Source organism: Pseudomonas alkylphenolica (genome assembly GCF_004025535.1).
Classification (GTDB): Bacteria; Pseudomonadota; Gammaproteobacteria; order Pseudomonadales; family Pseudomonadaceae; genus Aquipseudomonas; species Aquipseudomonas alkylphenolica_A.
Window position 1 is genome coordinate 239,421 of the sequence record NZ_QJRG01000039.1, and the last position, 13,633, is coordinate 253,053.

A 13,633-nucleotide genomic window follows, 5' to 3' on the forward strand; every position below is an offset into this window, starting at 1 on the left:
CGATGTACAGAACAGGGACACGAAGGATTCCTGCCAGGATGGTGGGACGATAGGGATATCAGGGAAACAGTCTGCAAAGCCCCGCCTCGGCGGGGTTTTCTTTTGCCTGCAGAAAAGTAGCCGTCAGCCGTCAGCCCAGCACATCCAGCGGCGACACCCCGATCTGCCGGGGATCGGCTTCTTCTTCCAGCAGCGTGCGCAGCAGCTCGACCGAGGCTTGCTGGCGCTGGGCGTCGCGAAACACCAAGCCTATCTTCAGCGGCACCCGCGGCTCGCTGAGCGGCTTCCACAGCAGTTCCTGGTCGTCCTCGACGACTTCCTTGGCGCGCCCGGGCAGTACTGTCGCCAGCGAGGTATGGCCGAGGCTGTCGAGAATTCCGGCCATATTGTTCATTTCCGCCTGCACCTGCGGTCGACGCCCCAGGTTGGCCAGCTGCGTCTGCCAGATCTGGCGCACCTGGAATTCTTCGCCGAGCAGCAGCATGGGCAGTTCTGCCGCCTGCTTGAGCGAGACCTTCTTGAATTCACGCAATGGATGCGTGTTGGGGATTACAAGCTGCAGCTCATCTTCGTACAGCATCAGGCCATGTAAGCCAGGCTGGCGGGGTGGCAGGTAGCTGATGCCGATGTCCAGGCTGCCATTGAGCAGGCGGCGTTCGATCTCCAGGCCCGACAGCTCATAGATCTGCACCACCAGGTGCGGCTGGGCCTTGCGCACGCGGTCGAGCAGTTGCGGCACCAGGCTCGGGCGTACGGTCTGCAACACGCCGATCGCCAGGGTGCGCAGCGACTGGCCCTTGAAGTTGCGCAGCGCCTCGCGGGCTCGCTGCAGGCCGTCGAGCAAGGGCAGGGCGTGGTTGTACAGGGTGTGCGCGGCAAGGGTCGGCAGCAGGCGTTTGTTGCCCCGTTCGAACAGGCTTACATCGAGGCTGTGTTCGAGCTGGCGGATCTGTTGCGAGAGCGCCGGTTGCGACAACGACAGGCGCTCGGCGGCCCGGCCGACATGGCCTTCTTCGTAGACCGCGACGAAATAACGCAGTTGGCGAAAATCCATAAGCAATACTTATCAAAAATGCTCGAAAAACCAAATGGCCGTAGGCCTGCAATACCCCTAGTCTATCCCGTATTCGCAAGGTTTACAGAGCCATAAGGCGCGATGAATTCCGTATCCCCGGGTGGCGTTTACATAGGCAAGAGTTTGTATACATGAACTTGTTCAATCTGCGTCGCCCAACGCCGGCTCAACCTGAGCGTAAAGTCGTGCCTGTGGCTGTCCCGGCCAGCGAGGGGTTGTCTCGCGAGTGCCTGATGCCCGCGACGGAACGTGCCCCTCAGGTGTTCGTTCGCGGTCAGGGTTCCTGGCTGTGGGACAGTGAAGGCCACGCCTATCTGGACTTCACCCAGGGCTGTGCGGTCAACAGCCTGGGGCATAGCCCCAGCGTGCTGGTCAAAGCCTTGGGCAGCCAGGCCCAGGCGCTGATCAACCCGGGCGCAGGCTTTCATAACCGTGGCTTGCTGAACCTGGTCAACCTGCTGTGCAAAAGTACCGGCAGCGACCAGGCCTACCTGCTCAACAGCGGTGCCGAGGCCTGCGAAGGTGCAATCAAACTGGCGCGTAAGTGGGGGCAGCTGCATCGCAACGGCGCCTATCACATCATCACTGCCAGCCAGAGTTGCCATGGGCGTAGCCTGGGTGCCTTGTCGGCGTCCGATCCGTCGCCTTGCAACCGCTGCGAGCCGGGCCTGCCGGGCTTCAGCAAAGTACCGTTCAACGACCTCGAAGCGCTGCACGCGGCGGTGGACTCGCGCACTGTAGCGATCATGCTCGAGCCCATTCAGGGTGAGGCAGGCGTGATTCCGGCGACTGCGGCCTACCTCAAAGGCGTAGAGCGCCTGTGCCGCGAGCTGGGCATCCTGCTGATTTTCGATGAAGTGCAGACTGGCGTAGGCCGCTGTGGGGCCATGCTGGCCGAACAGACCTACGGTGTGCGCGCCGACATCATTACCTTGGGCAAAGGCCTGGGCGGCGGTGTGCCGCTGGCCGCCCTGCTCGCCCGTGGCAGTGCCTGTTGCGCCGAAGCCGGTGAGCTTGAAGGCAGTCACCATGGCAATGCCCTGATGAGCGCCGCGGGATTGGCGGTGTTGGAAACTGTGCTGGAGCCCGGCTTTTTCGAGCACGTGCAGGATTCCGGGCGGCACTTGCGCGATGGCCTGAGTCGCCTGGCCGGCCGCTATGGCCAGCCTGAAGTGCGCGGCCAGGGCCTGCTGTGGGCGTTGCAACTGAGCGAAGACAATGCTGCCGAGCTGGTTGCGGCGGCGCTTCAGGAAGGTTTGCTGCTCAACGCGCCGCAAGCGGATGTCCTGCGCCTGTCGCCGGCGTTGACGGTGAGCAAGGGCAATATCGACGAAATGCTTCTGCGTCTGGCCCGGGCCTTTGCCCGTGTGCATGCCGCGCAGCAACACCAACGGCGTGAAGCCACGGCCTAAGCGGCCCCGAATTTACAAATCATACGAACCGTCTCGCGTTCCTGCGCATCGCCCTGGGCCTGTAGTTTTTGGCTCGGGGCGTTTTTTTGTCCGGGCTTTGGCGGTTGAACCCCGGGGCTGCACTACAGTCTGTTCTAGTACACCTTTGAACGGAGCTGCCCTACATGGATTTCATTCGGATCATCATCGCCATTCTCCTGCCGCCGCTTGGCGTGTTCCTGCAGGTTGGCTTCGGCGGCGCCTTCTGGCTCAACATTCTGCTGACGTTGCTGGGGTACATTCCAGGCATCGTGCATGCGGTGTACATCATCGCCAAGCGGTGAGTTTTCACCGCCTGTAGGAGCGGATTTATCCGCGAAGGATCGCAGCGACTCTTCGCGGATAAATCCGCTCCTACGGGAAATCGGGTGTAGCAGTCAGCGACCTTTCAGCACCTGGCGATAAAATTCCCATTCCTCTTCCAGCGCATGGGCCAGGTTGGCCGCAGTGCGAAAGCCGTGGCGTTCTGAAGGGTAGAAATGCCCTTGCGCCTGGATGCCGTTGGCCTTGAGCGCGGCAAGCATCGAGCGGGTCTGTTCGGGTACCACCACGGCATCCAGCTCGCCCTGGAAGAAGATCACCGGCACCTTGATGTTGTCGGCATGCAACAAGGGTGTGCGCTGCTGGTAGCGCTCGCTATCTTCAAGCGGATCACCGATCAGCCAGTCCAGGTAGTCACCTTCGAACTTGTGCGTGGCCCGGGCCAGGGCCTGGGGATCGCTGACGCCATACAGGCTGGCGCCGGCGCGGAAGACATCGTGAAAGGCCAGGGCACACAGGGTGGTGTAGCCACCGGCACTGCCGCCACGGATAAACGCCTGAGTGGGATCGATCAGGTTACGTCCGGCCAGGTGTTCGACCACGGCGCAGGCATCTTCGACATCGATTTCACCCCAGCGCAAATGCAGGGCCTGGCGATAGCTGCGGCCGTAGCCGCTGCTGCCACGGTAGTTGAGGTCTGCCACGGCAAAGCCGCGCTGGGTCCAATACTGGATGCGCGGGTCGAGCGCCGGGTAGCAGGCCGAGGTCGGGCCGCCATGGATGAAGACGATCAAGGGCGGCCGTGTGCTGCCGTTCATGGCCGGGTAGAAGAAACCATGAGCGGTGCCGTCGCCGCTGGGGTAGCACAACGACTGTGGACGGCTGATACGTTCGGCCGGCAAAGGTGGTGCGCCACCGGCCAAGACCTGCACGCGATGATCCACGCGGTCGATGGCAATCACCGCCGACGGGCGGGTAGGCGACGCGGCGATGGCATAGAGATAATCTTGGTCGAGGTCCAGACAGCGTAAACGGCTGTAGTCGGTTTCGACCCGTTGCTGCGAGCCATCGGCGTGGCTCAGGCCCAGCCGACTGAAGCCGTCTTCGAACCAGGTCGCCAGGTAGTGATGCTCACCCAGCGGTAGCCAGGTACAGGCGCCCAGTTGCCAAGGGGCTGCCGCGTGATCGGCGCTCACCGCCGGTAGGGCACTCCAGCCCTGGGCGGTTTCGCCCCAGGGTTGCCAGAAGCCATTCAGGTCAGACAGGCAGTACAAGCGCCCACGTCCATCGAAGCGCGGCTGTTGCAGCGATTGCGCGGGGCCCTCGCCACCCGCGATGCAGCGTGGCATTCCCCAGCTACCGTCCTCCAGGCGCTCGCGACAACACAGGCGGGTGGCCGTCCACGGTTGCTCCGGGCGACTCCATTCGATCCAGGCCAGGCGGCTGCCATCGGCGCTGAGCGTTGGCGCGGCATAAAAATCAGCGCCTTCGGCCAGTACCTGGCGCTGGTGAGCCGCCACCATTACCAGGCGATGTTCAACCTGTTTGGCAGCGTGGGTTTCTTCCACCGCCAGTACCTGGCCTGCCGCCCAGCGCAGATCGCCGTATCGCCGCTCGCCCTCGGTGAGGGCCTGCGGTGCACCACCGTTCAGGTCCTGGCTATAGAGCTGCTGGTCAGCTTCGTTGACGAACACCAGGCCGTCATCGCTCAGGCAAAAGCTGCCGCCACCGTATTCGTAAACCCGGCTGCGCACGCTGAAGCCGTCCGGTGTCAGGCAATGCGCCTGATTGTTGCGCCAATGCCAGATCCGGCAGGCACCGTCACTGGGTCGGAACTCGTTCCAGCACAAGCCATGCGGACCTACCCGCAACTCGGCAAAGTCGGTACCGGCGGCGACCGCCTGCTCGGCGCTAAAGCGTTCAGCCACGGGCGATGACACGGGAGTTTCGTTCATTGCGGAAGGTCATCTGGTCGATGTTCGAGTGGGCATGCTCGGCTTCTTCGCGGGCCTTGAGGATGATGCCGTGGTCCGCCGATTTGGCGCACACCGGGTCGGCCTTGCTGGCGTCGCCAGTGAGCATGAAGGCCTGGCAGCGACAGCCACCGAAGTCCTTTTCTTTTTCGTCGCAGGAGCGGCACGGCTCGGGCATCCAGTCGTAACCGCGAAAGCGGTTGAAGCCGAACGAGTCATACCAGATGTGCTGCATGCTGTGCTCGCGCACGTTGGGGAACTGCACCGGCAACTGGCGCGCGCCGTGGCAAGGCAGCGCGGTGCCGTCGGGGGTCACGGTGAGGAACACGCTGCCCCAGCCGTTCATGCAGGCTTTGGGACGCTCTTCGTAGTAGTCCGGGGTAACGAAAATCAGCTTGCACGGGTTACCGGCCGCCTTGAGTCGTTCGCGGTATTCGTTGGTGATGCGTTCGGCCCGTTCCAACTGTTCACGGGTAGGCAACAGGCCGACCCGGTTGAGGTGGGCCCAGCCGTAGAACTGACAGGTAGCCAGTTCGACGAAGTCGGCTTCGAGGGCGATACACAGTTCGATGATGCGGTCGATCTTGTCGATGTTGTGCCGGTGGGTGACAAAGTTCAGCACCATCGGGTAGCCGTGCGCCTTGACCGCCCTGGCCATCTCAAGCTTCTGCGCGAAGGCTTTCTTCGAGCCGGCCAGCAGGTTGTTCACCTGTTCGTCACTGGCCTGGAAGCTGATCTGGATATGGTCCAGGCCTGCGGCTTTGAACGCGGCGATCTTTTGCTCGGTGAGGCCAATGCCGGAGGTGATCAGGTTGGTGTAGTAACCGAGGCGCCGTCCTTCACCGATGAGCTCGGCCAGGTCCTGGCGCACAAGCGGTTCGCCACCGGAAAAGCCCAGTTGCGCTGCGCCCATTTCCCGCGCCTCGGCCATGACCTTGAACCACTGTTCGGTCGTCAGCTCCTGGCCCTGGGCGGCGAAGTCCAGCGGGTTTGAGCAGTACGGGCATTGCAGCGGGCAGCGGTAGGTCAGCTCGGCGAGCAGCCACAGCGGCAGGCCGACTTCGGGTTTTGCCGGTAGCTCAGGCAAGGACGATCCAGTGTTCGGCACGGGCGACCTCCATGAATTGCTCGATGTCTTCACCGAGCTCGGGTACACCGGGGAACTGCTTGTCCAGCTCGGCAATGATCGCCGCCACATCACGCTGGCCGTCGATCAGTCCGCCGATCAGGGCCGCGCTTTCATTGAGCTTGATCATGCCCTCGGGGTAGAGCAGGACATGCCCCTTTTGCGCCGGCTCGTACTGGAAGCGATAACCGGGGCGCCATTTCGGGGTGAGTGTGCGATCAAAACTCATAGGGTGATTCCTTTGTGCCAGACCCGTTCACGGGTGACACTGTGATAAGGCGGGCGGTTCAACTCGTACGCCATGCTCATGGCATCGAGCATGCTCCAGAGAATGTCCAGCTTGAACTGGAGGATCTCCAGCATGCGCTGCTGGCCCTCTACTGTAGTGTAGTGCTGCAGGGTGATTGCCAGCCCGTGCTCGACATCGCGGCGGGCCTGGCCCAGACGCGTGCGGAAGTATTCGTAGCCGGCCGGGTCGATCCACGGGTAGTGCTGCGGCCAGCTGTCCAGGCGCGACTGGTGGATCTGCGGGGCGAACAGTTCGGTCAGCGAGCTGCTGGCTGCTTCCTGCCAGCTGGCGCGGCGGGCGAAGTTGACGTAGGCATCCACGGCAAAACGTACGCCGGGCAATACCAGCTCCTGCGAGCGCAGTTGCTCGGGGTCCAGGCCCACCGCCTGGCCCAGGCGCAGCCAGGCCTCGATGCCGCCGTCTTCACCGGGCGCGCCGTCGTGGTCGAGCAGGCGCTGGATCCATTCGCGGCGGATTTCGCGGTCCGGGCAGTTGGCCAGGATCGCGGCGTCCTTGAGCGGAATGTTGACCTGATAGTAGAACCGGTTGGCCACCCAGCCCTGGATCTGTTCGCGGGTTGCCCGGCCTTCATACATCGCCACGTGGTACGGGTGATGGATGTGGTAGTAAGCACCCTTGGCGCGCAGGGCCTGTTCGAATTCCGCGGGGGACAGCGCTTTGGCGTCGCTCATGTGGGCTCCTGCTAGAGGGTGATGCTCATGCCGTCGAAGGCCACTTCGACGCCACGGCGATCCAGTTCGGCGCGCTCGGCCGAATCTTCATCGAGAATCGGGTTGGTGTTGTTGATGTGGATAAGTACCTTGCGTTGCGCCGGGAAGCCTTCGAGCACTTCCAGCATGCCGCCCGGGCCGTTCTGGGCCAGGTGGCCCATTTCGCGGCCGGTGCGCGTGCCAACACCACGGCGTTGCATTTCATCATCCTCCCAGAGCGTGCCGTCGACCAGCAGGCAATCGGCTTCATGCATCATCTGCAGCAGCTTTGCATCCACCTGGCCCAGGCCCGGGGCGTAGAACAGTTTGCCGCCAGTGCGCAGGTCTTCAACCATCAGCCCGAGGTTGTCGCCCGGGTGTGGGTCGAAGCGGTGCGGCGAGTAGGGCGGGGCAGCGCTGCGTAGCGGGAAGGGGGTAAAGCGCAGGTTCGGGCACGCCTCGATGACGAAGCTTCCTTCCAGTTCAATGCGGTTCCACTGCAGGCCGCCATTCCAGTGGCTGAGCATGGTGAACAGCGGGAAACCGGTGCTCAGGTCCTGGTGGACCATCTCGGTGCACCAGACCTGGTGCGGGCAGCCTTCACGCAGGCTCAGCAGGCCGGTGGTGTGATCGATCTGGCTGTCGAGCAGGACAATCGCACTGATCCCGGTGTCGCGCAGGGCGCGTGCCGGCTGCATGGGCGCGAACGCTTGTAGCTGCGCGCGGATGTCCGGCGAGGCGTTGCACAACACCCAGTGGACACCGTCATCCGACAGGGCAATCGACGATTGGGTGCGTGCGCTGGCGCGCAAGGTGCCATCGCGAAAGCCTTTGCAGTTCTCGCAGTTGCAGTTCCACTGCGGGAATCCGCCGCCGGCGGCGGAACCTAGAATCTGGATGTACATGGCCACTCCTGCCGGGTCCTGAAATAAAAACGCCCCGGCTGACCGAGGCGTTGTACTGCAAGCAAACTCAGCGGCTTGCGAAATACATGGTCACTTCAAAGCCGATACGCAGGTCAGTGTATGCAGGTTTGGTCCACATGGAATTGCTCCTTCCGGATAGGTCTGTGGTGGGAAAGCTATTCAATTAGTCCCCCCTCATGCTGAAGGGTTCCAATCGTCGAGATTGCGCTATCTTACTAAAAACTACGTACTGAATGGTTAAATCTTAGATAAACGTTGTTACATGTTCGGTAACAATTACCCCGAGGTCCATTCACCGGCTTGCGGGGCGGGGCCATTGGCCAGGCAAAGCCAGCCCTGTTTCGCCTGAAGCATAGCATCGGCACATTGGCGCAACTGTGCCTCGTCAACCGCGTGAATGGCGGCCCGCAAGTGTTCTAACCGTGCTTGCGGACGGCCCGCCAGCTGAGCTTGCCACGCCCATTCGGCGACGTCGTCATTGTTCATCGCCGCTTCGCTCATCTGTTCGGCCAGAGCCTGGCGGGCTTCATCGCTACAGCTCAAGGTGGACGGCAGCGTGGCAAGCAGTTCATGGATGTGGGTGATGATCTGCGAGTGACTGGCGCTTGGCGACTGAACGCCGAACAGCAGGCCGCTGCAGCCATGAAGCTGACGAAAGGCACTGAACACCGCATAACCCAATTGCAGCTCAACACGCAGGCGCTGATAGAACGGCCCCTGGATGTGTTGCGCCAACAAGCGGGCGCAGGCTTCACTGGCGGCTGGAACCGGGCAGAACAGCAACAGTGCTTGTTCGCTGGCTGGAGGTGGCAGCATCTGCCAGCGTCGGACCGGCGCCAGCGCGACCAATGGATGAACACCAGCGCGGCCGGGCACGTGCTGCAGGGCACGGTTGAGTGCGTGCTGTACGGGTTGGGTAAAGCCGGTGGTGAGCGCCTGCCAGTGGGCCTGGCGCCACGCGGTCTTCAGGTCGTGCGGAGTCGCCGTGCCGGTGGGCAACTGCCCAGGCTGTTGCCCGGAAAGTTGCTCGGGAAGTTGTCGCAGCAATGCGCGGATGGGCATGGTTTCAGGATCGCGGGCAGGCCCCGTCACCCAGCAACTGTTGCCGGGCGTGCGTAGCAGTGCCAACGCTTCCTCGGTCACTCTGACCACAGCCGCGGGTGCGCCGGCGCAGCGCAATTGCCAGAATTGGCCGCTGGCGTCGAACTGCAGGGTTACGCCCGCGCGTGTCGCGCGTTCGCGCAGTGGTTGCAAGGCGCGCTCAAGCACCTGCCCGAGTGCTTCGTGCTCTGCGGCTGCCAGATGCCAGCGCAGATAAACAACACCGTGCTGACGTACGGGCGGCAGCAGTGGGCTTACCTGCACACCGTCGGGTGCAGGGCTAGGTGATGGGTCGCCAAGGTGTCCGTTCAGCAGCGGCTCCGGTGTCGGCAGATGCCAGGACTCGGCAGACGAAGGTGCGCGCCCCTGCAGCAGGCTGTCGAGCAGTGCAACCAGCGCACGTTCTGCCTTGGCATCCAGGGCTTGGTAGGGTTTGCCGGCACTGTCCCGGCAGGCGAGTTCCAGGGCGCTTGCGACCTGCCCGCGACGCTGTTGCAAACGGGCAAATTCCTGATTCAGCGTGCTTCGGTCGGTGTCGCGCAAAAACCGCATCCAGTCATGCAGCAGCGCCTCGGTCTGGTCGTGCTTGGCGCCCTCACCAAGCTTCAGGCGCATGTGAAGCAGGGCTTGGCCTGCGAAGCTGTAAAGCGCAGTGCACTCAAGCGACTGCAGCCAATCACGTTGCCGCAGCGCGGCCAGAGGCCCGCCGGGCCGTGGGTCGGCCAGCCAGGTCGTCAGATATTCAAGGGCCTGATCGATGCCCTCTGGCTGCTGCTCGATCGCGTGCAGCAGGTCCAGTTGTTGGCCGTTCAACACTGCTTTCAGCGGGGCGTTGGTCAGTGCGGGCGGCTCAGCCTGTTCGACCTTTACGCCGTTGGCGATAGCCGCTGCTGTGCGGCTTGCCAATGCATGAAGCTGTTCGAGCGGCAGCGGCCCACTCAGGCTCAGGGTCATCTGTCCGGCCTGGTAAAAGCGTTGGTGAAACCCTTGCAAGGCGCGTTGGAAGTCGCTGCTGTGCACGGGCAGGCTGTAGCGATTACCGGCGTGGAAGCCGCTCAACGGATGCTCCCGGGAGACCTGCTGCAGCAGTGCAAATTGCGCTTGGGCCTGCGGGTTACGTGACCAGGCGATGAACTCGGCGTGGATGACATCGCGCTCGCGCACCTGGCGCGGTTGCTCGAACAGCGGCCGGGCGAGCATGTCACACAGGCGCTCCAGGCCACCGGCAAATGCCGCCTGCGGCACTTCAAAAAAATAGTCGGTGGTGCGTTCGCGGGTGCTGGCGTTGACCTGGCCGCCATGGCGCTGCACATAGCGCATCAGGCCATCGTCGAGACCAAAGCGTTCAGTCCCGAGAAACAGCAGGTGTTCGAGAAAGTGCGCCAGCCCGGCATAGCGCCGGGGGGCATCATGACTGCCGGCCATGACCCGCACTGCCGCGGCGCAGCGCTTGAGCTGCGGAGCGTGGCGCAGGATAACCTGCAGGCCATTGTCGAGTGTGAGGTGTTGCACAGTACTGGGCATGACGGTTCCGTTGCAGCGCGAACCGTCATGCTAGCGGATTATCCGCGTTCGCGCGGATCGCCATACAGCTCTGGACGCAGGTCGTGAAGGTAGGGCGTGCCGGCCCGGCCTTCATGCACTCGCTGCAATTGCAGGTCCGCCTGCAGCAGCAGCGCGTCACGGCCCGCCATGGCGAGAATGCTGCCATCCGGGCCGACGATACTGCTTTGCCCGCAGTAGAGGATTTCGTCTTCGGCACCGCAGTAGTTGGCGTACACCAGGTAGCACTGGTTCTCGTAGGCGCGGGCGCGCACGGTCACCTGGGCAACAAAGTCATAGGGCACCATATTGGCTGTCGGCACCAGGATCAGCTCGGCGCCGGCCAGGGCCAGGCGGCGGGCGTTTTCCGGGAACTCGATGTCGTAGCAGATCAGCAGGCCCAGGCGCCAGCCGTTCAGCTCCACCACCGGGAAATGATCGGGACCGGGGCTGAACATCGCCCGGTCGAGGCCACCGAACAGGTGCGTCTTGCGGTAGTTGCACAGGCTGCTGCCATGCGCGTCGATCAGCTGCACGGCATTGTAGATACGGCCGTCCTCGGCAAGCTCGGGATAGCCATAGGCAATGGCAATGCGGTTGCTCTGCGCAATCTCGACCACGGCCATGGCCGAAGGGCCGTCTTCGGCCTCTGCCAGTCGCGCCACAGCTTCACTGCCGATGTTGTAACCGGTCAGGAACATCTCCGGACAGACCAGCAAATCGACACCGCGTGCGGCCGCCAGTTGCGCCTGCTGGTGCAGGCGCTCGAGGTTGCCGGGCACATCCAGTGGTTGCGGTGCATCCTGATACAACGCGATGCGCATGGGAGGTACTCCGCTCAATCAGCCAGGGCGATCGGTCCGATCTCGTGGAACACGTCACCTGGGCCTGGGTTGTCTGGGTGGGTATGCCCGCCGAAGTGAGTCATGATACCCCACACCGCATTCAGCGACGTTTGTACCGCACCCTCCACCCAGGCCGGTGTCCATGACACATCATCACCGGCAATGAACATGCCGCGCTGTTCGGCGGGCATGTCCTGCTGCATGAAGTGCGCGTACATGCGCTGGTTGTAGCGGTAGTGGCCGGGCAGGGCGCCCTTGAAGGCACCGAGAAAGTGCGGGTCGGCTTCCCAGGACACGGTGATCGGGTCGCCAATGATGTGCCCGGCGATGTCGACTTTCGGGTAGATCTTCTTCAGCGCGTCGAGGGCCAGTTTCACGCGCTTTTCCACCGGGTGCGGGAGCATCTTCAGGGCGTCGCTCATCCACGAATAGGACAGGCAGATCACCCCCGGTTTGTCGTCGCCATTGTCGAACAGGTAGGTGCCACGGGTCAGGCGATCGGTGAGGGTCATGCTCATCAGGTCGCGCCCGGTTTCCGGGTCTTTGTCCTTCCAGAACGGGCGGTCGACCATGACGAAGGTTTTCGACGACTGCATGTAGCGGGTGCGGTCCAGCGCCATCCACATCTTCTGCGAGAACAGCGATTCTTCGCATTCGATCTGGGTGGTCAGCAGCCAGCTTTGGCAGGTCGTCAGCACGGCAGCGTAATGCCGGGTGTCACCCCAGTTGTCGGTGACGGCCAGGCGCCCGTCGGCATCGCGGGCGATGCTCTTCACGCCCGGACGCGGCGCACCGCGGTGCAGCGAACTCAGGCTGGTGCCGGCCGGCCAGTGCGCACAGCGCTCCGGTACGTGGCGCCAGATACCAAGCGGTACCTGCTCGACACCGCCAACCACCAGATGCTGGTGGTCGTCGCAGTTGGTCATTACCACGCGGAATATTTCCAGCATCGAATTGGGGAAGTCGGAGTCCCAGCCACCGGTGCCGAAACCGACCTGGCCGAACACTTCACGGTGCAGGAAACTGAGCTTGGCAAAGGCTTTTGAGGTGGCGACAAAGTCATAGAAAGTGCGGTCGTCCCACAGTGGCACCAGGGTGTTCCACAGCTCTTTGAGGCGTGGCACATCGCGGTCACGGATGGCTTGCTGAATGTCGCCAAAACGGGCGCCATCTTCCAGTGCATCGGCCCAGGCATCGGCCACTTCCTGAAACAGCTGGGGCAGGTCCGACAGTTTCTCTGCGTAGTGGGTCTGGCCTTCCAGATCAATCACGGTGCTGCCTGAGGCGGGCGTCAGCGGGTTGGGGAAGGGCTTGGTCTGCAGGCCCAGCTTGTCCACGTAGTGGTAGAAGGCGGTGGAGGACACGGGGAAGCGCATGCCGCCCAGTTCGGCAATGATCCCGTCCGTGCCTTCGAACGCTTGCGAGCGCAGGCGCCCGCCCATTTTCGAGGCTTCGTACACCACAGGCTTCAGGCCCAGTTTCATCAACTCGTAGGCGGCCACCAGACCGGCAATACCGGCCCCGACAATCGCCACTTCTTCACCCTGGCGTTCGGCCGGAATGCTGCCCAGGCCGGCGGGATGCTCGATCCAGTCGTCAAAGGCGAACGGGAAGTCCGGGCCGAAGATGGTGATGGGCTTTTTGCCGTCGGCGGGGTGGCGGTTGTTCTTGTTCATAGGTGACCTTGCCAGGGCTGCGCAGGATGCGAAGCTTGAGTATAGGAAAGCGCTGGCGGTCAGTTTAGTGGCTGGTAGTTACGTAATTAAGATGCAGAGTGTCGTCGTTTTGTGGGGTTTTTGGTCGTTGTGACGAAACAACGATGCATATTGACCTGAATGGCCGATCAGACCGGCTGGCCGCGATCGACCTTGCTGCTGAGGATGATCGAGGTGGTGGTTTTCTCGACACCGTCGACGCTGCCGATCTGATCGAGCAACTGGTCCAGCTGTTCCGGCGAGTCGCTGCGCAGCCACGCCACGTAGTCGAATTCCCCGCTCACAGCACACAACTGCTGGATCTGTCCCATCGCACTGAGGCGGCGTACAACGTCCTTGCCTGAGCGCGGTTGCACGGTGATCCCCACATAGGCCTGCAGGCCGCCATCAATGACGCGCTGACCCAGGCGTACACCGTAGCCGCTGATGACCTTGGTCTTCTCCAGGCGCGCCAGGCGTGATGTCACCGTGGTGCGTGCAATGCCCAGCTGACGAGCGAGCATGGCGACGCTTTCACGGGCGTTTATCTGCAGCAGTGCGATCAGCTGGCGGTCAATTTCGTCGAGGGCGGCGGGGCGGGTTTCAGGCATGTAAGGTCTCAGGCGAACGCTGCACAAGG

Annotated in this window: 13 protein-coding genes; 2 read left to right on the top strand and 11 right to left on the bottom strand. The window is 62.8% G+C overall.

Going from position 1 to position 13,633, the window contains the following annotated elements:
- Positions 1-130 precede the first annotated feature (130 nt).
- Positions 131-1,054, bottom strand: a complete 924-nt coding sequence (locus DM813_RS10820; RefSeq protein WP_128323392.1) for a LysR family transcriptional regulator — start codon at positions 1,052-1,054, stop codon at positions 131-133.
- A gap of 152 nt (positions 1,055-1,206) precedes the next feature.
- Here DM813_RS10820 and DM813_RS10825 point away from each other — a divergent pair, with 152 nt between their 5' ends.
- A complete protein-coding gene (locus DM813_RS10825; RefSeq protein ID WP_128323393.1) occupies positions 1,207-2,487 on the top strand; it encodes an aspartate aminotransferase family protein in 1,281 nt (426 codons plus the stop codon).
- Positions 2,488-2,651: 164 nt separating this feature from the next.
- Positions 2,652-2,810 (top strand): YqaE/Pmp3 family membrane protein, encoded by a 159-nt coding sequence (locus DM813_RS10830; RefSeq protein WP_003177654.1) that lies wholly within the window; start codon positions 2,652-2,654, stop codon positions 2,808-2,810.
- 93 nt (positions 2,811-2,903) lie between these two features.
- Here the strand turns inward: DM813_RS10830 and DM813_RS10835 are convergent, their stop codons facing one another.
- From DM813_RS10835 to DM813_RS10880, 10 genes are all read right to left on the bottom strand, one after another.
- Positions 2,904-4,742: a S9 family peptidase gene (locus DM813_RS10835; RefSeq protein WP_128323394.1), complete on the bottom strand. Its 1,839-nt coding sequence runs from the start codon at positions 4,740-4,742 to the stop codon at positions 2,904-2,906.
- Positions 4,708-5,868 (bottom strand): pyrroloquinoline quinone biosynthesis protein PqqE, encoded by a 1,161-nt coding sequence (gene pqqE, locus DM813_RS10840; protein ID WP_128323395.1) that lies wholly within the window; start codon positions 5,866-5,868, stop codon positions 4,708-4,710. The genes DM813_RS10835 and pqqE overlap by 35 nt, the downstream gene beginning before the upstream one ends.
- Positions 5,840-6,115, bottom strand: a complete 276-nt coding sequence (gene pqqD / locus DM813_RS10845) for a pyrroloquinoline quinone biosynthesis peptide chaperone PqqD (RefSeq protein ID WP_128323396.1) — start codon at positions 6,113-6,115, stop codon at positions 5,840-5,842. Before pqqD ends, pqqE begins: the two co-directional genes overlap by 29 nt.
- Positions 6,112-6,867: a pyrroloquinoline-quinone synthase PqqC gene (gene pqqC / locus DM813_RS10850; protein ID WP_128323397.1), complete on the bottom strand. Its 756-nt coding sequence runs from the start codon at positions 6,865-6,867 to the stop codon at positions 6,112-6,114. The genes pqqD and pqqC overlap by 4 nt, the downstream gene beginning before the upstream one ends.
- A gap of 11 nt (positions 6,868-6,878) precedes the next feature.
- Positions 6,879-7,790 carry a pyrroloquinoline quinone biosynthesis protein PqqB gene (gene pqqB / locus DM813_RS10855; RefSeq protein WP_128323398.1) on the bottom strand — a complete coding sequence of 304 codons (912 nt, stop codon included), beginning with the start codon at positions 7,788-7,790 and terminating at the stop codon, positions 6,879-6,881.
- A 67-nt stretch (positions 7,791-7,857) separates the two neighbouring features.
- Positions 7,858-7,929, bottom strand: a complete 72-nt coding sequence (gene pqqA / locus DM813_RS10860) for a pyrroloquinoline quinone precursor peptide PqqA (RefSeq protein ID WP_008365141.1) — start codon at positions 7,927-7,929, stop codon at positions 7,858-7,860.
- A gap of 158 nt (positions 7,930-8,087) precedes the next feature.
- A complete protein-coding gene (gene pqqF, locus DM813_RS10865; RefSeq protein WP_128323399.1) occupies positions 8,088-10,436 on the bottom strand; it encodes a pyrroloquinoline quinone biosynthesis protein PqqF in 2,349 nt (782 codons plus the stop codon).
- Positions 10,437-10,474: 38 nt separating this feature from the next.
- Positions 10,475-11,278, bottom strand: coding sequence for a carbon-nitrogen hydrolase family protein (locus DM813_RS10870; protein WP_128323400.1), 804 nt, complete (start codon positions 11,276-11,278; stop codon positions 10,475-10,477).
- Between the two features lie 14 nt (positions 11,279-11,292).
- Positions 11,293-12,975, bottom strand: coding sequence for a flavin monoamine oxidase family protein (locus tag DM813_RS10875; protein WP_128323401.1), 1,683 nt, complete (start codon positions 12,973-12,975; stop codon positions 11,293-11,295).
- A gap of 167 nt (positions 12,976-13,142) precedes the next feature.
- Positions 13,143-13,604: an Lrp/AsnC family transcriptional regulator gene (locus tag DM813_RS10880; RefSeq protein ID WP_128323402.1), complete on the bottom strand. Its 462-nt coding sequence runs from the start codon at positions 13,602-13,604 to the stop codon at positions 13,143-13,145.
- Positions 13,605-13,633 lie beyond the last annotated feature (29 nt).